Origin of the sequence: Pseudomonas sp. WS 5027 (assembly GCF_012985695.1) — a bacterium.
GTDB lineage: Bacteria > Pseudomonadota > Gammaproteobacteria > Pseudomonadales > Pseudomonadaceae > Aquipseudomonas > Aquipseudomonas hygromyciniae.
This window is the reverse complement of the sequence record NZ_JAAQWU010000001.1, coordinates 85,855-106,886: the sequence shown is the minus strand read 5'-3', so window position 1 is coordinate 106,886 and position 21,032 is coordinate 85,855. Positions and strand designations below refer to the sequence as shown.

Below are 21,032 nucleotides of genomic sequence, written 5' to 3'. Positions count from 1 at the left end.
TTAGCTTAAGAAATATGTAATTAAATCATAAGCCTACAAGCCAAAAACTGCATTTTGCCAACAAACCGTACACAGGTTATCCACAGAACGTCAGGTCACCGCACGGTCTTCGGCAACCGGCAGTGGCGGCAGCGAACCCATGGCCCGTTGCTGCGCTTCATTCCAGGCTGCAGCGCGGTCATTGAGCGCGGCAATTGCACGTGGCCCTTCTCCTTCGGCATACATCGGCTCGCCGATCACCACAGTGATGGTGCCCTTGCGCTTGGCCCAGCCTTCCTTGGGCCAGAACTTGCCAGCATTGTGGGCAATCGGCAGCACGGGCAGATTGGCGTTGACCGCCAATGCCGTACCGCCACGGGAGAACTTGCCTACAGTGCCAAAGGGGACGCGGGTGCCTTCAGGGAAGATCAGTACCCAAACGCCGTCCTTGAGCAACTCGTCACCTTTCTTGGCCACATGCTTGAGCGCGGCCTTGGGGTTGTCGCGGTCGATGGCAATCGGGCGCAGCATGGCCATGGCCCAGCCAAAGAACGGTACGAACAGCAGCTCACGCTTGAGCACCTGGCTCAGGGGCGAGAAATACGCAGAAAGAAAGAAGGTTTCCCAGGTGCTCTGGTGGTTCGACAGGATCACGCACGGCTGGTCCGGGACATTATCGGCGCCCTTGACCTCGAAACGGATACCCAGGAACACCTTGGTCAGCCACAACGCGCAGCGGCACCAATAGACATTGATAAAGCGATAGCGCGCCTTGAATGGCAAAAAAGGCGCAATAAAAAAGCTCAGGGTGCACCAGAGAAACGAACTGGTGCCCAGCAGCAGGTAAAAGAAGAAGGTTCTGATGGCCTGCAAAATCGACATGGCAGCATTTACCGTTGCGGGACAACGCCCGCCTGTTAAAAGTGCACTCCCGAACAATCCTTGGTCAGGAAGTCGAGGGCGACTAGTTGTTGATAAGTTCTGCGGCAACCGCCGCCAGATCGTCAAAAATCAAGGTGCCAACCGGCAGGTTTTTCGCCTGGGTCTTTTCGCCTTTCCCGGTCTTTACCAAAACTGGCTGAGAGTCGACGGCTTTGGCCGCCTCCAGGTCACCGAGACTGTCCCCGACGAACCATATCCCAGCCAGGGGCACCTTGTAATGTTCTGAAATGATTTTCAACATGCCAGGCTTGGGTTTGCGGCAATCGCAGCCCTCGTCAGGCCCGTGGGGGCAGTACACCACCAGCCCCACCTCACCGCCCTGCTCTGCCACCAACGCGCGCAGGCGCGCGTGCATGGCGTCCAGGGTGGCGATGTTGTAGTAGCCGCGGGCGATGCCGGACTGGTTAGTAGCAATGGCTACCGTCCAGCCGGCCTTGCTCAACTGCACGATGGCCTCGATCGAGCCGGGCAGCGGGATCCACTCCTCTACCGACTTGATGTAAGCGTCGGAGTCGTAGTTGATTACCCCGTCCCGATCGAGAATCAGCAGTTTCAACATGATCAGCTCAGCGTCGAAATGTCAGCGATATTGACGAACAAGCCGCGCAGGCGCGCCAGCATGGCGTAGCGGTTTTTCCGCACGCCGGCATCTTCGGCATTGATCATCACCGCTTCGAAGAACGCATCCACCGGTTCACGCAAGGTGGCCAGGCGCGCCAGTGCTTCGGCGTAGTTGCGTTCGGCGATCAGCGGCTTCACTGCGTTTTCTGCCTTGGCGATGGCCGAGTTCAGCGAGAACTCCTTGGCATCGGCAAACAGGCCAGGATCGACCTCGGTATTGCCCAGGCCTTCGGCCTTGCTCAGCAGGTTCGACACACGCTTGTTCACGGCGGCCAATGCATCGGCTTCCGGCAGCTTGCGGAAGGCCTGTACGGCTTGCACACGCTGGTCGAAGTCCAGTGCCGAACCCGGTTGCAGGGCACGCACCGACAGGTAGACGGAAACGTCCACGCCTTCGTCTTCGTAGCGCGCACGCAGGCGGTCGAACACGAACTCCAGCACTTGCTCGGCCAGGCCGGCTTGCTTGACCTTGGCGCCGAACTGACCCACTGCAAACACCACGGCCTGGGTCAGGTCGAGGTCCAGCTTCTTGTCGATCAGGATGCGCAGCACGCCCAGGGCGGCACGGCGCAGGGCATAGGGGTCTTTGCTGCCGGTGGGCAACATGCCGATACCGAAGATACCGACCAGGGTGTCCAGCTTGTCAGCGATCGCTACGGCCGCGCCGGTCAGGGTGGTCGGCAGCTCGGCGCCAGCACCGCGCGGCATGTACTGCTCGTTCAATGCCAGGGCGACGTCTTCAGGCTCGCCGTCATTGAGCGCGTAGTAGTAACCGGCAACACCTTGCATTTCCGGGAACTCGCCGACCATCTCGGTGGCCAGGTCGCATTTGCACAACAGGCCCGCGCGAGCGGCCAAGGCAGCATCGCCGCCAATGCGTGGCGCGATGTAGGCCGCCAGCTTGGAAACCCGCACAGCCTTGTCGTAGACGCTGCCAAGCTTCTCTTGGAACACCACGTTCTGCAGGCGCAGGTTGAAGTCTTCGAGCTTCTGCTTCTTGTCTTGCTTGAAGAAGAACTCGGCGTCGGTCAGGCGCGGGCGCACGACTTTTTCGTTACCGGCGATGATCTGCTGCGGGTCCTTGCTCTCGATGTTGGCCACGGTAATGAAACGCGGCAGCAACTTGCCGTCCACATCCAGCAGGCAGAAATACTTCTGGTTGTCCTGCATGGTGGTGATCAGGGCTTCTTGCGGCACATCCAGGAAGCGCTCTTCGAACGAGCACACCAGCGGCACCGGCCACTCGACCAGCGCGGTTACTTCGTCGAGCAGGCTTGGCGGCACGATGGCGGTGCCTTCCTGCAAACGGGCCAGCTCTTCGGTGCGCTTGCTGATCAGCTCGCGACGCTCATTGGCATCGGCCAGCACATAAGCTGCACGCAGATCGGCGGCATAGTTCGCTGGCGAGGTGATGCGTACGGCTTCTGGATGGTGGAAGCGGTGCCCACGGGAATCACGACCAGCCTTCTGGGCGAGGATGGTGCAATCGATGACTTGATCACCGAGCAGCATTACCAACCATTGGGTCGGACGGACGAACTCTTCCTTGCGTGCCCCCCAGCGCATGCGCTTGGGGATCGGCAGGTCGTTCAGGGAGTCTTCAACGATGGTCGGCAGCAGGCTGGCGGTCGGCTTGCCCTTGATGACCTGGTTGAAGCGCAGTTTCGGGCCGCTCTGGTCGATCTCGCTCAGCTCGACGCCGCACTTCTTGGCAAAACCAAGGGCCGCTTGAGTCGGGTTGCCTTCGGCATCGAAAGCGGCCTGGCGTGGCGGGCCGTCGAGGTTGATGTTGCGATCCGGCTGCTGGGTTTCCAGCGCGGTCAGCAACACCGCCAGGCGACGTGGCGCGGCGTAGACCTTCTTGGCTTCAAACTTCAGGCCGGCAGTCTGCAGGCCTTTTTCGATACCGGCCAAAAATGCGTCGGCCAGGGTGTTCAGGGCCTTGGGTGGCAGCTCTTCGGTGCCCAGTTCAACCAGGAAATCTTGAGCACTCATTGTGCAGCCTCCAGCTTAGCCAACACTTCATCACGCAGATCCGGGGTTGCCATCGGGAAGCCCAGCTTGGCGCGAGCCAGCAGGTAGGCTTGGGCGACGGAGCGCGCCAGGGTGCGTACACGCAGGATGTATTGCTGGCGCGCAGTTACCGAGATGGCACGGCGGGCGTCCAGCAGGTTGAAGGTGTGGGATGCCTTCAGGACCATTTCGTAGCTCGGCAACGGCAGCGGTTGATCCAGTTCGATCAGGCGCTTGGCTTCGCTTTCGTAGAAGTCGAACAGCTCGAACAGTTTCTCGACGTTGGCGTGTTCGAAGTTGTAGGTCGACTGCTCCACTTCGTTCTGGTGGAACACATCACCATAAGTCACTTTGCCGAACGGGCCGTCAGCCCATACCAGGTCGTAGACCGAGTCCACGCCCTGCAGGTACATGGCCAGGCGTTCCAGGCCGTAGGTGATCTCGCCGGTCACTGGGTAGCACTCGATGCCGCCCGCTTGCTGGAAGTAAGTGAACTGCGTCACTTCCATGCCGTTGAGCCAGACTTCCCAGCCCAGGCCCCAGGCGCCCAGGGTTGGGGATTCCCAGTTGTCTTCGACGAAACGGATATCGTGGACCAGCGGGTCCAGGCCGACATGTTTCAGCGAGCCCAGGTACAGCTCCTGGAAGTTGTCCGGGTTTGGCTTGAGGACTACCTGGAACTGATAGTAGTGCTGCAGACGGTTGGGGTTTTCGCCGTAGCGGCCGTCAGTCGGGCGACGACTGGGCTGCACATAAGCGGCGTTCCAGGTTTCCGGGCCGATGGCCCGCAGGAATGTTGCGGTGTGGAAAGTGCCGGCGCCTACTTCCATATCGTAGGGCTGAAGTACCACACAACCTTGCTCGGCCCAGTATTGCTGGAGGGCGAGGATCAAGTCTTGGAAGGTACGCACGGCTGGCGTAGGCTGGCTCACAAAATTCACCTGTTACTTGGGCTGCGATTTAAAGGGCGGGAGTATACCCGATTCGGCCCCGCCACCACTCCCTGGAGCCTTATGCCACGCTGCTTTTGGTGTTCTGAAGATCCGCTGTACATGGCTTATCACGATCAAGAGTGGGGAACGCCGCTGCGCGATGCGCAGGGTTTGTTCGAGTTGCTTTTGCTCGAAGGGTTCCAGGCGGGCCTGTCCTGGATCACCGTTTTACGCAAACGCGAGCATTATCGAAAGGTCTTGTTCGGTTTTGATCCCCAGCGCCTGGCGCAGTTGAGCGATGCCGAGATTGAGCAGTTGATGCTCGACCCTGGCATCGTGCGCAACCGCTTGAAACTCAATGCCACCCGGCGCAACGCCGCAGCCTGGCTGGCGCTGGAGGACCCGGTGGGGTTGCTCTGGTCCTTTGTCGGCGGCGTGCCCAAGGTCAATCATTTCAAGGATCGCAGCCAGGTCCCGGCGATTACGCCAGAGGCCGAAGCCATGAGCAAAGCCCTCAAGAAAGCCGGCTTCACGTTCGTCGGGCCGACCATCTGCTACGCCTTCATGCAGGCCTCGGGCATGGTCATGGACCACACCCAGGACTGCGACCGTTACGCGGACTTGGTCAACGCCGGGTAGAATGGCGGCTTTGCGCACCACACACGATCAGGAGTGACTTGTGGAAAAGTTAAAAGGCGCCTTGCTGGTAGGCGCTCTGCGATTGTTTGCCCTGCTGCCCTGGCGCGCCGTGCAAGCCGTAGGTTCAGCCATTGGCTGGATCATGTGGAAAACCCCCAACCGCTCCCGCGATACGGTGCGGATCAACCTCTCCAAGTGTTTCCCCGACATGGACCCGGTCGAGCGTGAGCGCCTGGTCGGCCAAAGCCTGATGGACATCGGCAAGTCCCTGACCGAAAGCGCCTGCGCCTGGATCTGGCCGGCCCAGCGTTCCATCGACCTGGTGCGCGAAGTCGAAGGTCTGGAAGTGCTGCAGCAAGCCCTGGCCTCGGGTAAAGGCGTGGTCGGCATCACCAGCCACCTGGGCAACTGGGAAGTGTTGAATCACTTCTATTGCAGCCAGTGCAAACCGATCATTTTCTACCGCCCGCCCAAGCTCAAGGCGGTGGATGACCTGCTGCGCAAGCAACGCGTGCAGTTGGGCAACCGGGTGGCGGCGTCCACCAAGGAAGGCATCCTCAGTGTCATCAAGGAAGTGCGCAAGGGCGGCCAGGTGGGGATTCCCGCTGACCCGGAGCCGGCGGAGTCGGCCGGGATCTTCGTACCGTTCTTCGCTACCCAGGCGCTGACCAGCAAGTTCGTGCCGAACATGCTCGCCGGCCATAAGGCGGTGGGCGTGTTCCTGCATGCCCTGCGGCTGCCGGATGGCTCGGGTTACAAAGTGATCCTGGAAGCGGCGCCCGAGGACATGTACAGCACCGACACGGCCACGTCCTGTGCGGCGATGAGCAAGGTGGTGGAGCGTTATGTGGGCGCTTACCCGAGCCAGTACATGTGGAGCATGAAGCGCTTCAAGAAACGCCCGCCGGGCGAGGCGCGCTGGTACTGATTCGCGACTGATTCAAGGTCGATGCAAAACCAATGTGGGAGCGGGCTTGCTCGCGAATGCAGAGTCTCAGTCACTGAATGTGTAGCTGATACACCGCATTCGCGAGCAAGCCCGCTCCCACATTTTTGGTTCCGGTTAAGCCTGGCGGTCGAGTTTCTTCAGGAACACCGTCATCTCTTTTTCGGCCTGCTTGTCGCCATGGGCCTGGGCCGCTGCAATCCCCTGCTCCCACGCCTGTCGCGCTGCAGCGTGATCACCCAAACCTGCATGCGCCTTGCCCAACAACTTCCACGCCGCCGAATACTTCGGATCAAACCCGACGCACTTGCCTAGATGCTCGGCGGCCTTGGCATTGTCCTTCAAGTCCAGATAACCCTTGCCCAAGCCAAAGCGCAGCAGCGAGTTATCCACACCCTTGGCGAGCATTTTTTCCAGGGATTCGAGCATGTCGGTCTCTCCGTCAGATCAGAAAAAGCTCAACCCCACGTGGAACAACTTCTCCACATCGCGGATATGTTTTTTATCCACCAGGAACAGAATCACATGGTCGCCAGTAGCGATCACCGTGTCGTCGTGGGCGATGATCACTTCTTCATCCCGAATGATCGCGCCAATGGTGGTGCCCGGTGGCAAGCCAATATCGCGAATCGCCCGGCCAATCACCTTGCTCGACTTGGAGTCCCCGTGGGCAATCGCCTCGATGGCTTCCGCCGCGCCCCGGCGCAATGAGTGCACGCTGACGATATCGCCGCGCCGCACGTGGGCCAGCAAGGTGCCGATGGTGGCCAATTGCGGGCTGATGGCAATGTCGATATCGCCGCCCTGGATCAGGTCCACATAGGCGGGGTTGTTGATGATGGTCATCACCTTCTTCGCCCCCAGCCGCTTGGCCAGCAGCGACGACATGATATTGGCCTCGTCGTCGTTGGTCAGGGCCAGGAAGATATCGGCGTCGGCGATGTTCTCTTCCATCAGCAGGTCACGATCCGAAGCGCTGCCTTGCAGTACGACGGTGCTGTCGAGGGTGTCGGACAAATGCCGGCAGCGTGCCGGGCTCATCTCAATGATCTTCACCTGATAGCGGCTTTCGATGGCCTCGGCCAGGCGCTCGCCGATCTGCCCGCCGCCGGCGATGACGATGCGTTTGTAGCTCTCGTCGAGCCGGCGCATTTCGCTCATCACTGCACGGATGTTGGCCTTGGCGGCGATGAAGAATACTTCGTCGTCGGCTTCGATCACCGTGTCGCCTTGAGGCAGGATTGGCCGGTCGCGGCGGAAAATCGCGGCCACGCGGGTTTCCACATTCGGCATATGTTCACGCAACTGGCGCAGTTGCTGGCCCACCAGCGGCCCGCCGTAGTAGGCCTTGACCGCCACCAGTTGCGCCTTGCCTTCGGCGAAGTCGATCACCTGCAGTGCACCGGGGATTTCGATCAGGCGCTTGATGTAGTGGGTGACCACCTGCTCCGGGCTGATCAGCACGTCCACCGGAATCGCGTCGTTGTCGAACAGGCCGGCGCGGGTCAGGTAGGCCGCTTCACGCACTCGGGCGATCTTGGTCGGGGTGTGGAACAGGGTGTGGGCGACCTGGCAGGCGACCATATTGGTCTCGTCGCTATTGGTCACCGCCACCAGCATATCGGCGTCGTCGGCGCCGGCCTGACGCAGCACGGTGGGGAACGAGGCACGGCCCTGGACCGTACGGATATCCAGGCGATCGCCCAGGCCGCGCAGGCGTTCGGCGTCGGTGTCGACCACGGTAATGTCGTTGGCTTCACTGGCCAAATGCTCGGCCAGCGTACCGCCGACCTGCCCTGCGCCAAGGATGATGATCTTCATCCGGTCACTCCCTTAAAAACCATTCAACCGCGTGCCGCGGCAATCTTGATCAGCTTGGCGTAATAGAAGCCATCGTGCCCGCCTTCCTGCGCCAGTAGCTGGCGGCCATGGGGCTGCTTGATGCCCGCCGTGGTGGCAATGTCCAACTCCCGCGCGCCACTGGTGCGGGCAAGGAAGGCTTGGATCACCTCGGTATTCTCGGTCGGCAAGGTCGAGCAGGTGGCGTAGAGCAGGATGCCACCGACTTCCAGTGTCGGCCACAGCGCGTCCAATAGCTCGCCTTGCAGCACAGCCAGGGCGGCGATGTCGTCGGGTTGGCGGGTCAGTTTGATATCCGGGTGGCGGCGGATCACCCCGGTGGCAGAGCACGGTGCGTCGAGCAGGATGCGCTGGAACGGCTTGCCATCCCACCAGGTGGCGGTGTCGCGCCCGTCGGCGGCAATCAGTTCGGCGTCCAGGCCCAGGCGTGCGAGGTTTTCGCGCACGCGCACCAGGCGCTTGGCTTCCAGGTCCACGGCTACCACGCCGGCCAGGCCAGGTTCGACTTCCATGATGTGGCAGGTCTTGCCGCCAGGCGCGCAGCAGGCGTCCAGCACCCGTTGGCCGGGCGCGAGGTCGAGCAGGTCGGCGGCCAGTTGCGCGGCTTCGTCCTGCACGCTGATCCAACCTTCGGCAAAGCCTGGCAGGCTGCGCACATCGCCTGCCGTTTCGAGGACGATACCGTCCTGGCTGTACACACAGGCGCTGGCGTTGATGCCGGCATCTGCCAGCAGCGTGAGATAGGCATCGCGGCTGTTGTGGCGGCGATTGACCCGCAGGATCATCGGCGGGTGCGCATTGTTGGCGGCGCAGATGGCTTCCCACTGCTGGGGCCAGAACGCCTTGAGGGACTTTTGCAGCCAGCGCGGGTGTGCGGTGCGCACTACCGGGTCGTGTTCCAGTTCGGCCAGCAACCCCTCGCTTTCGCGCTGGGCGCGGCGCAGCACGGCGTTGAGCAAGGCCTTGGCCCAAGGTTTTTTCAGCTTGTCGGCGCAGCCCACGGTTTCGCCGATGGCGGCATGGGCCGGCACGCGGCTGTAGAGCAACTGGTAAAGCCCCACCAGCAGCAGCGCCTCGACGTCGGCATCGGCCGCCTTGAACGGCTTTTGCAGCAACTTGGCCGCCAGCGCCGATAGACGCGGCTGCCAGCGGGCGGTGCCAAATGCCAGGTCCTGGGTGAAGCCGCGATCACGGTCTTCGACTTTATCCAGTTGCACCGGCAACGAGCTGTTCAGGGAAGCCTTGCCATTGAGCACGGCGGCCAGGGCCTTGGCGGCGGCCAAACGCGGGTTCATCAAGCGTCCACTCCGAGGATGATGCCGGGGGCAAATTTCTCACGGCGGCTGTTGAACAAGTCGCTGAAGTTAAGCGCCTTGCCACCGGGCAATTGCAGACGGGTCAGACACAAGGCCTGCTCCCCGCACGCTACCAACAGGCCTTCCTTGCTGGCACCGATGATTTCACCGGGCGCCCCATGGCCTTCGGCCAGGTTGGCGGCGAGGACTTTCAAGGCTTCGCCATTGAGGGTGCTGTGGCAGATCGGCCACGGGTTGAAAGCGCGGACCAGGCGTTCCAGCTCCACGGCCGGGCGACTCCAGTCGATGCGCGCTTCATCCTTGTTCAGCTTGTGGGCGTAGGTGGCGAGGCTGTCGTCCTGCACTTCGCCTTCCAAGGTGCCAGCGGCGAGGCCGGCAATCGCCTCGACCACCGCAGGCGGGCCCATCTCGGCCAGGCGGTCGTGCAGGCTGCCACCCGTGTCTTGTGCGGTGATGGGCGTGGTGACCTTGAGCAACATCGGCCCGGTGTCCAGGCCGGCTTCCATGCGCATCACGGTCACGCCGCTTTCAGCGTCACCGGCTTGCACCGCGCGCTGGATCGGCGCGGCACCGCGCCAGCGTGGCAGCAGCGAGGCGTGGCTGTTGATACAACCCTGGCGCGGGATATCCAGCACGGCTTGCGGGAGGATCAGGCCGTAGGCCACTACCACCAACAGGTCCGGCTTCAGCGCGGCCAGTTCAGCCTGGGCCTCGGCGTTGCGCAGGGTGGGCGGTTGCAGCACGACAATGCCGTGCTCCAGTGCCAGTTGCTTGACCGGGCTGGGCATCAGTTTTTGCCCACGGCCGGCCGGCCGATCCGGCTGGGTGTACACCGCGACGATTTCATAAGGGCTGGCAAGCAGGGCCTTGAGGTGTTCGGCGGCAAATTCGGGGGTGCCGGCAAAAACGATGCGCAGTGGCTCGGTCATGGGAAACGTCTCACAAAAGAAAAAGGCTTGCCGGAGCAAGCCTTTGGAAGAAGGGAATCAAGCTTGCTGGCGATGCTTCTTTTCCAGTTTCTTCTTGATCCGGTCGCGTTTGAGCGTGGACAGGTAATCGACAAACAGCTTGCCGTTGAGGTGGTCGCACTCGTGCTGGATGCACACTGCCAGCAGGCCTTCGGCAATCAGCTCGAAGGGCTTGCCGTCACGGTCCAGAGCCTTGATCTTGACGCGCAGGGGGCGTTCGACGTTCTCGTAGAACTCCGGCACCGACAGGCAGCCTTCCTGGTATTCGCCCATCTCGTCGGTCAGTGGCTCGAACTCGGGGTTGATGTACACCATCGGTTCGCTGCGATCTTCGGACAGGTCCATGACCACCACGCGCAGGTGCACATTGACCTGGGTCGCGGCGAGGCCGATGCCCGGGGCTTCATACATTGTTTCAAACATGTCATCGACCAACTGACGGACCTTGTCGTCCACTACGGCCACCGGTTTGGCGATAGTGCGCAGGCGCGAGTCGGGGAATTCGAGGATGTTCAAAATAGCCATAAGCGTAATTGCTGCACATGTGAGGTAAAGGCAAATCGGCCTCGGGACAACCCGCACGACCGGTGTGAAACGCTCGCAGGCCGCGAAGGCCAAGGCAATTCACGCGAACCGACATAATAAAGGAGATTGCCCCCATGAGGAAATCGCTACTCGTCTTCAAAACGGGGTGCCCGGTTGGGCGGTGATAACCCGTTGCAATAATTAGCCTGCTACAGAAGTTACCAACAGAGTTATCCACAGCTTGTTCCTGATCAAGGATGATCATATGTCAGTAATCCATACCCCGGATATTTCCCCCGCCGAGCTGGAGGCCCGCCTGCGTTTGCACCGCATGCCGCAGCTGGGTCCCAGGCGTTTCAAGACATTGATCGAGGCCTTTGGCTGCGCCTCGAAAGCCATCGGCGCGCCGGCCAGTGCCTGGCGTTCCCTGGGGTTGCCGGCGGCCTGCGCCGAAGCCCGGCGCAGCGTGCAAGTGCGCGATGGCGCCAGCGTCGCATTGGCCTGGCTAGAGCGCCCGGCCCAGCATTTGCTGATGTGGGACCAGCCCGACTACCCTGCCTTGCTGGCCGAGCTGGACGATGCGCCACCGTTGTTATTCGTGGCCGGCAGCCCCGCTATCCTGGAAAAACCGCAGTTGGCCATGGTCGGCAGCCGCCGCGCTTCCCGGCCCGGAATGGATACGGCGGCGGCCTTTTCCCGCAGCCTGGCAAGCGCCGGTTTTGTGATTACCAGCGGCCTGGCCCTGGGCATCGATGGGGCGGCCCACCAGGCTGCATTAGATGTCGGGGGGCAGACTATCGGCGTGCTGGGCACCGGCCTGGAAAATTTTTATCCACAGCGCCACCGCCGACTCGCCGAGGCGATGATTGCCCAGGGCAGCGCGGTGGTTTCCGAGTTCCCGCTGGACGCCGGTCCCCAGGCCGGCAACTTCCCACGGCGCAACCGCATTATCAGTGGCCTGTCCCTGGGCGTGCTGGTGGTGGAGGCCAGCGTCGCCAGCGGCTCGCTGATCACTGCGCGGCTGGCGGCCGAGCAGGGGCGTGAGGTCTACGCAATACCGGGGTCGATTCATCATCCAGGGGCCAGGGGCTGCCACCAACTGATCCGTGAGGGTGCGGTGCTGGTGGAAACCATCGAGCACATCCTCGAAGGACTGCGCGGCTGGCAGGCGTTGTCGCGGCCCGCACCGGTGGCGGTGACCCATCCGCTGGTGGCGCTGTTGCACGCGGCACCCCACACCAGCGAAAGCTTGGCCATCGCCAGCGGTCAGAGCCTGTCCCAGGTGTTGGCCAGCCTTACCGAGCTGGAACTGGAGGGCCGGGTGATCTGCGAAAGTGGCCGCTGGCTTGCGCGCAGTTAGGTTTTGTAACGAAGATCGGTAAACTGCGCAGAGCTTTAGTCCGGAGAGTGAGTAATGGTCAACAGGTGGCGTGTGCAAGAAGCCGCACGAGAAATTCGCGCAGGCGCGGTGATTGCCTATCCGACCGAGGCCGTGTGGGGCCTGGGCTGCGACCCGTGGAACGAAGAGGCGGTGGATCGCTTGCTGGCGATCAAGGGCCGGTCGGTGGATAAGGGGCTGATTCTGGTCGCCGACAATATCCGGCAATTCGACTTTCTGTTCGAGGATTTCCCCGACACCTGGATCGACCGTATGGCCAGTACCTGGCCGGGGCCCAATACCTGGCTGGTGCCCCATCAGGATCTGCTACCTGAATGGATTACCGGTAAGCACGACACCGTGGCATTGCGGGTCAGTGATCATCCGCTGGTACGGGATCTGTGTTCGCTGGTGGGGCCGCTGATTTCCACCTCTGCCAACCCACAAGGCCGGCCGGCGGCGCGCTCGCGGATCCGGGTGGAGCAGTATTTCCGTGGGCAGGTGGATCGGGTGCTGGGTGGCAGCCTGGGTGGGCGCAAGAACCCGAGTTTGATTCGGGATCTGGCCACGGGTGAGGTTCGGCGCCCGTCCTGAGACCGTGGTGCCGCCATCGCGAGCAAGCCCGCTGCCACATTCGAACGCATTCCCATGTTGGAAATCGGTCGAATGTGGGAGCGGGCTTGCCCGCGATGGCGGCATTCCAAGCAGCCGAAATGTTACGGCAGCAAAATGGTCGACCCAGTCGTCCGCCGCCCCGACAACTCCACCTGCGCCTTCGCCGCCTCCGCCAACGAGTAACGCTGGTTGATATCAATCCGCACCTTGCCGCTTTCGATCATGCCAAACAGATCGTCAGCCATGGCCTGCAGGTTCTGCGGATTGTTGGCGTAGGTCGCCAGCGTCGGCCGGGTCACGTACAGCGAGCCTTTCGCCGCCAGAATCCCCAGGTTCACCCCGTCCACCGCACCCGATGCATTACCGAAACTCACCAGCAGACCACGGGGCGCCACGCTGTCCAGCGAGGCGAGCCAGGTGTCCTTGCCGACGCCGTCGTACACCACCGGGCATTTTTTGCCGTCGGTCAGTTCCAGCACCCGCTGTGGGACGTTTTCCGTGCTGTAGTCGATGGTTTCCCAGGCGCCGAGGGATTTGGCCAGGGCGGCTTTTTCCGGTGAACTGACCGTACCGATCAATTTCACACCCAGGGCCTTGGCCCATTGGCAGGCCAGGGAACCGACGCCACCGGCAGCGGCGTGGAACAGGATGGTTTCCCCGCCTTTCAACTCATAGGTCTGGCGCAGCAGGTACTGCACGGTCAGGCCCTTGAGCATGGCGCCAGCGGCCTGTTCGAAGCTGATCGAGTCTGGCAGGTGCACCAGGTTGGCGGCCGGCAACACATGCAGCTCGCTATAGGCACCCAGCGGGCCACTGCCGTAGGCCACGCGATCGCCAACCTTGAATTGTGTGACTTCGCTGCCCACCGCCTCCACCACCCCAGCGCCTTCTGCGCCCAGGCCTGAAGGCAAGGCTGGCGGTGCATACAGGCCACTGCGAAAGTACGTGTCGATAAAATTCAGGCCAATGGCCTTGTTCAATACCCGAACCTGCTGTGGGCCGGGCTGCGCGGGTGTGTAGTGCACATACTCAAGTACTTCGGGGCCGCCATGGGCGCTGAACTGGATACGTTTGGCCATCTGCTCTGTCCTCAAGTCTGTTTCGCGAAAGGCTCCTATCGGACTCCTCTGCTTGATCTTCGTCAACTGTGGCAGCGCCCGGCGCGGTGGTATCCTGTGCGCCCATTTGCCGCCGACGCCCAATGGCCTCGCGTAGCTTTGCCCGATTCAAGGTGATGCCATGACTACCCGCACCGAGGCTGTTAAAGCCTACCTGCTCGACCTGCAAGACCGCATTTGCAGCGCCCTGGAAACCTTTGAGGCGGATACGCGCTTTATTGAAGACGCCTGGACTCGCCCAGCCGGCGGCGGTGGCCGCACGCGGGTAATTGAGAACGGGGCGGTGATCGAGAAAGGCGGCGTCAACTTTTCCCATGTATTCGGCAGCGGCCTGCCACCGTCCGCCAGTGCCCACCGTCCGGAGCTTGCCGGTCGTGGTTTTGAAGCCCTCGGCGTGTCACTGGTGATCCATCCGCATAACCCGCATGTACCGACTTCCCACGCCAATGTACGATTTTTCATCGCCGAGAAAGAAGGTGAAGAGCCTGTCTGGTGGTTCGGTGGCGGCTTCGACCTGACGCCCTACTACGGCAACGAAGAAGACTGCGTCCACTGGCACCGCGTGGCTGAGCAGGCCTGCGCACCGTTTGGCGCGGACGTCTATTCGCGCTACAAGGCCTGGTGCGACAGCTACTTCCACATCAAGCATCGCAACGAGCCCCGTGGGATCGGCGGCCTGTTCTTCGATGACTTGAACGAGTGGGACTTCGACACCTGCTTCGCCTTTATGCGCGCCATTGGCGATGCCTACATCGATGCCTACCTGCCGATCGTCCAGCGTCGCCAGGCGCTGGCCTATACCGAGCAGCAACGCCAGTTCCAGGAGTTCCGCCGTGGGCGGTACGTGGAGTTCAACCTGGTGTACGACCGTGGCACGCTGTTTGGCCTGCAATCGGGCGGGCGCACCGAGTCGATCCTGATGTCGCTGCCACCGCAAGTGCGCTGGAGCTATGACTGGAAGGCTGATGCCGGCAGCGAAGAAGCGCGCTTGACCGATTATTTCCTGCAAGACCGTGACTGGCTCGGCCTTGCTGCGCCCCAGGCGGCCAGCTGATGGATCGCTATGTGGTGTTCGGCAACCCCATCGGCCACAGCAAGTCGCCGCTGATCCATCGCCTGTTTGCCGAGCAGACGGGCGAGGCGTTGGACTACAGCACTCTGCTGGCGCCGCTTGAGGATTTCACCGGCTGCGCCCGGGAATTTTTCCTGCATGGGCGCGGCGCCAACGTCACGGTGCCATTCAAGGAAGAGGCCTACCGCCTGGCCAACGCCCTGACCGAGCGCGCGCAACGCGCAGGCGCGGTGAACACCCTGAGCAAGCTGGCCGATGGCAGCCTGTTGGGTGATAACACCGACGGTGCTGGCCTGGTGCGCGACTTGAGCGTCAACGCGGGCTTGAGCCTGGCGGGCAAGCGCATCCTGCTGCTCGGTGCCGGTGGCGCAGTGCGTGGGGCGTTGGAGCCACTGCTGGCGCAACAGCCGGCCTCGCTGATCATCGCCAACCGCACCGTGGAAAAAGCCGAATTGCTGGCCGAACTGTTCGATGACCTGGGGCCGGTGTCTGCCAGTGGCTTCGACTGGCTGAGTGAGCCGGTGGACTTGATCATCAACGCCACCTCCGCAAGCCTGTCAGGCGATGTACCGCCAATTGCCAGCAGCCTGATCGAACCGGGCAAGACCTTTTGCTACGACATGATGTATGCCAAGGAACCGACGGCCTTCTGCCGCTGGGCCACAGAACACGGCGCGGCAGTGGCGATGGATGGCCTTGGCATGTTGGTGGAGCAAGCGGCGGAAGCCTTCTACCTGTGGCGCGGCGTGCGCCCGGATTCGGCGCCGGTGCTGGCCGAGCTGCGGCGCCAGTTGGCAACCCACTGATTTCAGGCCGCTGAAGATCAAATGTGGGAGCAGGCAAGCCAGCTCCCACAGTTTTTGAGCGAATTCAGTCTTCGAAATGGATGGGGCACTTGTCGGCCCCTTCCAGCTTTTTCAATTCTTCCACCACCTGCGGTCGCGCCCGGCGCAACGTCAGGCTGCGCCCCAACCCGCGCAACCGGCGGGCTTCCTGGTGCAGCATCTCCACCCCGGAATAGTCGATAAAGTTGATCTGCTGCGCCTCGATCACCACCCGTTGACCTTGCAGGCGCTGCAAGCGCACTTGCAGGTAGTGGCTGGCGCCAAAGAAGATCGAGCCGCCGACCCGCAGCACATCGTCGTCACCGTCACGCCACTGTTGCACCCGTGGCTGCGAGGTGCGCTTGAGGTAGAAGAACAGCGACGCCAGCACCCCTGCATAAATCGCCGTTTGCAGCTCTAGCAGTAAGGTGGCCAGGCATGTCAGGCCCATCACCACAAACTCTGCACGGCTGACCCGCCACAGTGCGCGAATGCCCCGATGATCCACCAGGCCCCAGCAGATCAGCAGGATGCTGGCGGCCATGCTCGGGATCGGAATGTGCGCGATCAGCACCGCACCGAACAGCGCAAACAGCGCGACCCACAACGCCGAAAACACCCCCGCCAGCGGCGAACAGGCGCCAGCCTCGTAGCTCAGGCCCGAGCGGGTGAAGGAGCCTGCCGACAGGTAGCCGGAGAAAAATCCGCCAACGATATTGGATAAACCCTGGGCACGTACTTCCTGATTGGCGTCGAGCACTTGCTGCGAACGCGCCGACAGCGAGCGGGCAATCGACAGGCTGGTCACTAACCCCAGCATGCCCACTGCCACGGCGCTGGGCAGCAGGCGCAGGATCATATCCAGGTCCAGCGGCAACGGGCTGAACGGCGGCAGTTGGCCGACAAATGAGCTGACCCGCGCCACATGCCCGAACATGGCCGGCCACGCCCACGCCACCAGGCTGCCGAGGACCAAGGCAATCAACAAGCTGGGCCAGCGTGGCACGCAGTACTTGAGCAGCGCGCCTACCAGCAAGGTGGCGAGCCCGAGGGCCAGTGACGGGCGATCCCATTCGCCGCCGTGGTCGATCAGCGCCAGCAGGGTGTTGAACGCCGTGCCCTGGCTGGGCAGGTCGAGCCCCAGCAGGTTGGGCAGTTGACCCAGGGCAATGACCGCCGCCGCGCCAAGGGTGAAGCCGAGGACTACGGAATGGGAGACGAAATTGACCAGCGCGCCAAAGCGCAACATGCCCAACAGCCATTGGAAGACGCCGGCGAGCAAGGTCAGCAACAGGATCAAGGTGATGTAGTCCTGCGACCCGGGCACCGCCAGCGGGCTGATGCTGGCGTAAAGCACGATGGAAACCGCCGCCGTCGGGCCGCAGATCAAGTGCCAGGACGAGCCCCACAGGCAGGCAATCAGCACCGGAATGATCGCCGCATACAGGCCGTATTCGGGAGGCAGGCCGGCGATCAGGGCATAGGCGATCGATTGCGGCAAGGCCAGCACTGCGCCGCTGAGGCCGACCAGCGCATCCCGGCCGACGCTGGCGCGGGTCTGGCGCGGTAGCCAGCGCAGGAATGGAAGCAGAGTGTGGGGCCGGGACATGGATCGCTCGAAATACTGTAGGAGCGAGCTTGCTCGCGAAGATGGATAACGATAACGCGGGCTGTCTGAAAAAACGCGGCGTTTTCGAGTTCTTCGCCGGCAAGCCGGCTCCTACAGAGTGATAGGAAGACCTGTAGGAACCAGGGCAATAGTTAGAGTTTGGCTTTGACCGCCGCCAATGCATCCTGGCCATCGAGGGTTTCAACCCCATCCAGCCACTTGTCCAATACCGCCCGGTTGGCCTTGATCCACGCCTTGGCCGCTTCGCTATTGCTGACCTTGTTGTTCACCACCTCGGCCATGATGCTGTTCTCCATATCCTGGGTAAACGTCAGGTTGGTCAGCAGCCTGGCCACATTCGGGCACGCCTGTGCATAACCTTTGCGGGTCAGGGTGTACACGCTGCCGGTGTCGCCGAAGTATTTTTCCCCGCCCTTGAGGTAGCGCATCTTCAACTGCACGTTCATCGGGTGCGGTGTCCAGCCGAGAAAGGTGACGAAACGCTCGCGCTTCACCGCCCTGGACACTTCGGCCAGCATCGCCTGCTCGCTGGACTCGATCAGCTTCCACTGGCCAAGGTCGAAGTCGTTCTTCTGGATGATTTCCTTTAGCGAAAGGTTGGCCGGCGCGCCGGACCCGATGCCATAGATCTTCTTGTCGAACTTGTCGGCGAATTTATTCAGATCGGCAAAGTCATGCACGCCGGCCTCCCACACATAGTCCGGCACCGCGAGGGTGAACTCTGTGCCTTCAAGGTTCTTGGCCAGTTGCACCACATCGCCATTGGCCACGAACTTGTCGTAGAAGCCCTGATGCGCTGGCATCCAGTTGCCCAAAAACACGTCCACCTGGCCGTCCTTGAGCCCGCCATAAGTGATTGGCACCGCCAGGGTATCGATCTTGGCCTTGTAACCCATGCCACTGAGTAAAAAGCCGGTGATGGCATTGGTGGCGGCAATGTCGCTCCAGCCGGGATCGGCCATCTTCACCGTCTCGCAACGGGCGTCGGCATACACGTGGGTAGCACTGAGCAACAACACGGCACTCACGACTGTGGATAACTTTTGCATGGCCTTCCCCTTAATGGATTTATTGGTTTTGGCAGGGTTGTGGATAACGAGCCTTGCGCTCCAGATCGTCGAGGTCGATATGGTTGCGCATGTATTGCTGGCTGGCGTCGACCAGCGGCTGGTGATCCCAGCTCTTGAGTTTGCCCACCGCCAACGCTTCGCATACCAGACGCCGGCGGCGCTGACTGGCAAGCACTTGCTGGTGGATCGCGGGCATGTCCCATTTTGCCCGCGCCTCGGCCAGGAAGGCCTCGAACAGCGTGCGATGGGCTGGCGACTGACTGAGTTCTTCCTGCTCACGAGGGTCGTGGTGAACATCGAACAACAGGCAGGGATCGTCCTCGCTGTAGATGAATTTGTAGGCGCCCCGGCGAATCATCATCAGCGGGCCGATGGTGCCTTCGGCCATGTATTCGCCAAACACTTCGTCATGCCCGCCCTGCCCTAGCAAGTGCGGGACCAGTGAGCGGCCGTCCAGGGGCAGGTTGGCGTCCAACTCACCGCCGGCCAACTCCACCAGGGTCGGCAACAGGTCGGCGGTGGACACCGCCGCACTCACCCGCCCGGCCTTGAATTGCCCCGGCGCACTGACCAGCAGCGGCACCCGTGCGGCCATTTCAAACCAGTGCATTTTGTACCAGAGCCCACGCTCGCCGAGCATGTCGCCGTGGTCGCCAGAGAACACGATGATCGTGTCTTCGGCCAGGCCAGTGTCTTGCAAGGTTTGCAGGAGCTTGCCGACATTGCTGTCGATGTAGCTGCACGCCCCGAAGTAGGCACGCCGTGCATCGCGGATCTTATCCACAGGCAGCGGCTTGTCCCACAGGTCATACACCTTGAGCAGACGCTGGGAGTGCGGATCCAGGTCGGCCTGGGCCGGCGTTGTAGGCATCGGGATGTCGTTATCGTCGTACAGATCCCAGAACGGCTTGGGAATGGTGTACGGGTCGTGGGGATGGGTCATAGACACCGTCAGGCAGAACGGCTGGTCGCCGTCCTCGCGAATATGGTCGAACAGGTATTGCTGGGCCTTGAACACCACCTCTTCGTCGAAATCCAGTTGGTTGGTGCGCACACATGGGCCGGCTTGCAGCACCGACGACATATTGTGATACCAGGTGGGGCGCACGTCGGGCTCATCCCAGTTCACCGCCCAACCATAGTCGGCGGGGTAGATATCGCTGGTGAGGCGCTGTTCGTAGCCGTGCAGTTGGTCCGGCCCGCAGAAATGCATCTTGCCCGACAGCGCCGTGCGATAGCCGAGGCGGCGCAGGTAGTGGGCGTAGGTCGGTACATCGGCGGGGAAATCCGCCGCGTTGTCGTAGGCGCCGATCTTGCTCGGCAACTGGCCGCTGACCAGGGTAAAACGCGACGGCGCACACAGCGGGCTGTTGCAGTACGCGGCGTCGAACACCACGCCTTGGGCGGCCAGGCGGCTGAGGTTGGGCAGTTTGATTGGCGAAGGACCGTAGAACGGAAGCAACGGCGCGGCCATTTGATCGGCCATGATGAAAAGAATGTTCTTGCGCTTCATGGTTTCCCGGCATTCCATAGTCAATGTTTATGCGAATGAGCATGCAGGCCATGTAAAACGTGGTAAAGCCCATGAAAAGCAATGTCTAGGATAAGTACCATTTATGTATGGAGCCCTGGGAAATCTGTCGCTGGACCTGCTGCGTGCTTTTGAAGCCGCCGCCCGTCATCGCAGCTTCACGGCAGCGGCGATGGAGCTGGGCACTACCCAGCCGGCGGTCAGCCAGCAGATCAAACGCCTGGAGGAACAGCTGGCGGTGCGTCTGTTCGACCGTATCTACCGGGGCATCGAATTGACGGATGCGGGCATGTTGCTGTTCGAACACGTCCAGGCCGGCTTGCAGAGCATCAACACGGGCCTGAGCACGATCACCCAACAGGATCAGCATGAAGTGCTGCAAGTGGCCACCGACTTTGCCTTCGCCGCCTATTGGTTGATGCCGCGCCTGCATCGCTTTCACGAAGCCAACCCGCAGGTGGATGTGAGCCTAGTCACCAGCGAGCGCAATCACGCGACCTTGCGCAGCGATATCGACGTGGCGGTGCTGTTTGGTGACGGTCGTTTCAAGCAGGGCGACAGCCAGTGGCTGTTCAACGAAGAAGTGTTTCCGGTGTGCAGCCCGCAACTGCTCAAGGGCCGCACCACGCCGTTGTCGTTGCAGGGCCTGCAAGAGTTGCCGTTGCTGCACCTGCGCCAGGAAAACAACAGCCAGTGGTTCGGCTGGAACGGGGTATTTCGCGAGCTGGGGATCACCGCCGCACCGACTCCGGGGCCGCTGCGTTTCGACAATTACACCCTGCTCATCCAGGCGGCGATTGCCGGCCAGGGCGTGGCCATTGGCTGGCGCCACCTGGTGGATAACCTGCTGGAGCAAAACTGGCTGTGCCGGCCGATTGGCGACACGGTGATCTCGCGCTTTGGGTATTACGTGGTATTGCCCCAGCGCAAGCGGCGTGGGCAGTTGATCGAACGGTTTGTCGACTGGCTGGCGGCCGAGCAGGCCAGCAGCCTGATGCCGCCCCATTGAGAGCATCTTGTGACAAGGGGACAAGCCCCCTTGCCACAGAGTTG

The 21,032-nt window shown here is 61.8% G+C and carries 20 protein-coding genes; 7 read left to right on the top strand and 13 right to left on the bottom strand.

Going from position 1 to position 21,032, the window contains the following annotated elements:
• Positions 1 to 90 precede the first annotated feature (90 nt).
• From HBO09_RS00520 to glyQ, 4 genes are all read right to left on the bottom strand, one after another.
• The gene (locus HBO09_RS00520; protein WP_169990813.1) at positions 91 to 861 is read right to left on the bottom strand and encodes a lysophospholipid acyltransferase family protein; all 771 of its coding nucleotides are present in this window, start codon (positions 859 to 861) and stop codon (positions 91 to 93) included.
• Positions 862 to 943: 82 nt separating this feature from the next.
• Positions 944 to 1,483, bottom strand: coding sequence for a D-glycero-beta-D-manno-heptose 1,7-bisphosphate 7-phosphatase (gene gmhB, locus HBO09_RS00515; protein ID WP_169991572.1), 540 nt, complete (start codon positions 1,481 to 1,483; stop codon positions 944 to 946).
• Positions 1,483 to 3,537: a glycine--tRNA ligase subunit beta gene (glyS, locus tag HBO09_RS00510; protein WP_169990811.1), complete on the bottom strand. Its 2,055-nt coding sequence runs from the start codon at positions 3,535 to 3,537 to the stop codon at positions 1,483 to 1,485. Before glyS ends, gmhB begins: the two co-directional genes overlap by 1 nt.
• Complete coding sequence (gene glyQ, locus HBO09_RS00505) at positions 3,534 to 4,487, bottom strand: glycine--tRNA ligase subunit alpha (protein WP_003213601.1); 954 nt, start codon at positions 4,485 to 4,487, stop codon at positions 3,534 to 3,536. The genes glyS and glyQ overlap by 4 nt, the downstream gene beginning before the upstream one ends.
• 81 nt (positions 4,488 to 4,568) lie before the next feature.
• On the opposite strand from glyQ, the gene tag reads away from it, so the two are divergent.
• On the top strand, positions 4,569 to 5,126 hold the full coding sequence (tag, locus tag HBO09_RS00500; protein ID WP_169990809.1) for a DNA-3-methyladenine glycosylase I: 558 nt from the start codon (positions 4,569 to 4,571) through the stop codon (positions 5,124 to 5,126).
• 40 nt (positions 5,127 to 5,166) lie between these two features.
• Positions 5,167 to 6,054: a lysophospholipid acyltransferase gene (locus HBO09_RS00495; protein ID WP_169990807.1), complete on the top strand. Its 888-nt coding sequence runs from the start codon at positions 5,167 to 5,169 to the stop codon at positions 6,052 to 6,054.
• Positions 6,055 to 6,189: 135 nt separating this feature from the next.
• On the opposite strand, the gene HBO09_RS00490 is transcribed toward HBO09_RS00495, so the two are convergent.
• The 5 genes from HBO09_RS00490 to def are packed head-to-tail and all read right to left on the bottom strand — an operon-like array spanning position 6,190 to position 10,741.
• The gene (locus HBO09_RS00490) at positions 6,190 to 6,501 is read right to left on the bottom strand and encodes a hypothetical protein (RefSeq protein ID WP_169990806.1); all 312 of its coding nucleotides are present in this window, start codon (positions 6,499 to 6,501) and stop codon (positions 6,190 to 6,192) included.
• 18 nt (positions 6,502 to 6,519) lie between these two features.
• Entirely contained in the window at positions 6,520 to 7,893 is a 1,374-nt protein-coding gene (gene trkA / locus HBO09_RS00485; protein WP_029290222.1) for a Trk system potassium transporter TrkA, read from the bottom strand.
• 23 nt (positions 7,894 to 7,916) lie between these two features.
• Complete coding sequence (gene rsmB, locus HBO09_RS00480; protein WP_169990805.1) at positions 7,917 to 9,227, bottom strand: 16S rRNA (cytosine(967)-C(5))-methyltransferase RsmB; 1,311 nt, start codon at positions 9,225 to 9,227, stop codon at positions 7,917 to 7,919.
• Positions 9,227 to 10,177, bottom strand: a complete 951-nt coding sequence (gene fmt / locus HBO09_RS00475) for a methionyl-tRNA formyltransferase (protein ID WP_169990804.1) — start codon at positions 10,175 to 10,177, stop codon at positions 9,227 to 9,229. The genes rsmB and fmt overlap by 1 nt, the downstream gene beginning before the upstream one ends.
• A 57-nt stretch (positions 10,178 to 10,234) precedes the next feature.
• A complete protein-coding gene (gene def, locus HBO09_RS00470) occupies positions 10,235 to 10,741 on the bottom strand; it encodes a peptide deformylase (RefSeq protein ID WP_029290229.1) in 507 nt (168 codons plus the stop codon).
• 265 nt (positions 10,742 to 11,006) lie between these two features.
• Here def and dprA point away from each other — a divergent pair, with 265 nt between their 5' ends.
• Both dprA and HBO09_RS00460 read left to right on the top strand, forming a co-directional pair.
• Entirely contained in the window at positions 11,007 to 12,101 is a 1,095-nt protein-coding gene (dprA, locus tag HBO09_RS00465; protein ID WP_169990803.1) for a DNA-processing protein DprA, read from the top strand.
• Between the two features lie 54 nt (positions 12,102 to 12,155).
• Complete coding sequence (locus tag HBO09_RS00460) at positions 12,156 to 12,713, top strand: L-threonylcarbamoyladenylate synthase (protein WP_169990802.1); 558 nt, start codon at positions 12,156 to 12,158, stop codon at positions 12,711 to 12,713.
• 122 nt (positions 12,714 to 12,835) lie between these two features.
• Here the strand turns inward: HBO09_RS00460 and HBO09_RS00455 are convergent, their stop codons facing one another.
• Positions 12,836 to 13,813 carry an NADPH:quinone reductase gene (locus HBO09_RS00455; protein ID WP_169990801.1) on the bottom strand — a complete coding sequence of 326 codons (978 nt, stop codon included), beginning with the start codon at positions 13,811 to 13,813 and terminating at the stop codon, positions 12,836 to 12,838.
• Between the two features lie 160 nt (positions 13,814 to 13,973).
• Here HBO09_RS00455 and hemF point away from each other — a divergent pair, with 160 nt between their 5' ends.
• Positions 13,974 to 14,906 carry an oxygen-dependent coproporphyrinogen oxidase gene (gene hemF / locus HBO09_RS00450; RefSeq protein ID WP_169990800.1) on the top strand — a complete coding sequence of 311 codons (933 nt, stop codon included), beginning with the start codon at positions 13,974 to 13,976 and terminating at the stop codon, positions 14,904 to 14,906.
• The gene (gene aroE, locus HBO09_RS00445) at positions 14,906 to 15,730 is read left to right on the top strand and encodes a shikimate dehydrogenase (RefSeq protein WP_169990799.1); all 825 of its coding nucleotides are present in this window, start codon (positions 14,906 to 14,908) and stop codon (positions 15,728 to 15,730) included. Before hemF ends, aroE begins: the two co-directional genes overlap by 1 nt.
• 64 nt (positions 15,731 to 15,794) lie before the next feature.
• Here the strand turns inward: aroE and HBO09_RS00440 are convergent, their stop codons facing one another.
• The 3 genes from HBO09_RS00440 to betC all read right to left on the bottom strand — a co-directional run bounded on the left by HBO09_RS00440 (position 15,795) and on the right by betC (position 19,961).
• Entirely contained in the window at positions 15,795 to 17,357 is a 1,563-nt protein-coding gene (locus tag HBO09_RS00440) for a SulP family inorganic anion transporter (RefSeq protein ID WP_169990798.1), read from the bottom strand.
• A 152-nt stretch (positions 17,358 to 17,509) separates the two neighbouring features.
• Entirely contained in the window at positions 17,510 to 18,427 is a 918-nt protein-coding gene (gene choX, locus HBO09_RS00435; protein WP_169990797.1) for a choline ABC transporter substrate-binding protein, read from the bottom strand.
• A gap of 19 nt (positions 18,428 to 18,446) precedes the next feature.
• Positions 18,447 to 19,961, bottom strand: a complete 1,515-nt coding sequence (gene betC, locus HBO09_RS00430) for a choline-sulfatase (protein ID WP_169990796.1) — start codon at positions 19,959 to 19,961, stop codon at positions 18,447 to 18,449.
• Positions 19,962 to 20,064: 103 nt separating this feature from the next.
• Here betC and HBO09_RS00425 point away from each other — a divergent pair, with 103 nt between their 5' ends.
• Positions 20,065 to 20,988 carry a LysR family transcriptional regulator gene (locus tag HBO09_RS00425; RefSeq protein WP_169990795.1) on the top strand — a complete coding sequence of 308 codons (924 nt, stop codon included), beginning with the start codon at positions 20,065 to 20,067 and terminating at the stop codon, positions 20,986 to 20,988.
• The last annotated feature ends 44 nt before the right edge of the window (positions 20,989 to 21,032 follow it).

What these genes read in the sequence shown, in the direction of transcription:
- HBO09_RS00520 (WP_169990813.1), bottom strand. Translation starts at nt 861, where the DNA reads ATGTCGATTTTGCAGGCCATCAGAACCTTCTTCTTTTACCTGCTGCTG.
- glyS (WP_169990811.1), bottom strand. Translation starts at nt 3,537, where the DNA reads ATGAGTGCTCAAGATTTCCTGGTTGAACTGGGCACCGAAGAGCTGCCA.
- tag (WP_169990809.1), top strand. Translation starts at nt 4,569, where the DNA reads ATGCCACGCTGCTTTTGGTGTTCTGAAGATCCGCTGTACATGGCTTAT.
- HBO09_RS00490 (WP_169990806.1), bottom strand. Translation starts at nt 6,501, where the DNA reads ATGCTCGAATCCCTGGAAAAAATGCTCGCCAAGGGTGTGGATAACTCG.
- trkA (WP_029290222.1), bottom strand. Translation starts at nt 7,893, where the DNA reads ATGAAGATCATCATCCTTGGCGCAGGGCAGGTCGGCGGTACGCTGGCC.
- rsmB (WP_169990805.1), bottom strand. Translation starts at nt 9,227, where the DNA reads ATGAACCCGCGTTTGGCCGCCGCCAAGGCCCTGGCCGCCGTGCTCAAT.
- fmt (WP_169990804.1), bottom strand. Translation starts at nt 10,177, where the DNA reads ATGACCGAGCCACTGCGCATCGTTTTTGCCGGCACCCCCGAATTTGCC.
- def (WP_029290229.1), bottom strand. Translation starts at nt 10,741, where the DNA reads ATGGCTATTTTGAACATCCTCGAATTCCCCGACTCGCGCCTGCGCACT.
- dprA (WP_169990803.1), top strand. Translation starts at nt 11,007, where the DNA reads ATGTCAGTAATCCATACCCCGGATATTTCCCCCGCCGAGCTGGAGGCC.
- HBO09_RS00460 (WP_169990802.1), top strand. Translation starts at nt 12,156, where the DNA reads ATGGTCAACAGGTGGCGTGTGCAAGAAGCCGCACGAGAAATTCGCGCA.
- HBO09_RS00455 (WP_169990801.1), bottom strand. Translation starts at nt 13,813, where the DNA reads ATGGCCAAACGTATCCAGTTCAGCGCCCATGGCGGCCCCGAAGTACTT.
- hemF (WP_169990800.1), top strand. Translation starts at nt 13,974, where the DNA reads ATGACTACCCGCACCGAGGCTGTTAAAGCCTACCTGCTCGACCTGCAA.
- aroE (WP_169990799.1), top strand. Translation starts at nt 14,906, where the DNA reads ATGGATCGCTATGTGGTGTTCGGCAACCCCATCGGCCACAGCAAGTCG.
- HBO09_RS00440 (WP_169990798.1), bottom strand. Translation starts at nt 17,357, where the DNA reads ATGTCCCGGCCCCACACTCTGCTTCCATTCCTGCGCTGGCTACCGCGC.
- choX (WP_169990797.1), bottom strand. Translation starts at nt 18,427, where the DNA reads ATGCAAAAGTTATCCACAGTCGTGAGTGCCGTGTTGTTGCTCAGTGCT.
- betC (WP_169990796.1), bottom strand. Translation starts at nt 19,961, where the DNA reads ATGAAGCGCAAGAACATTCTTTTCATCATGGCCGATCAAATGGCCGCG.
- HBO09_RS00425 (WP_169990795.1), top strand. Translation starts at nt 20,065, where the DNA reads ATGTATGGAGCCCTGGGAAATCTGTCGCTGGACCTGCTGCGTGCTTTT.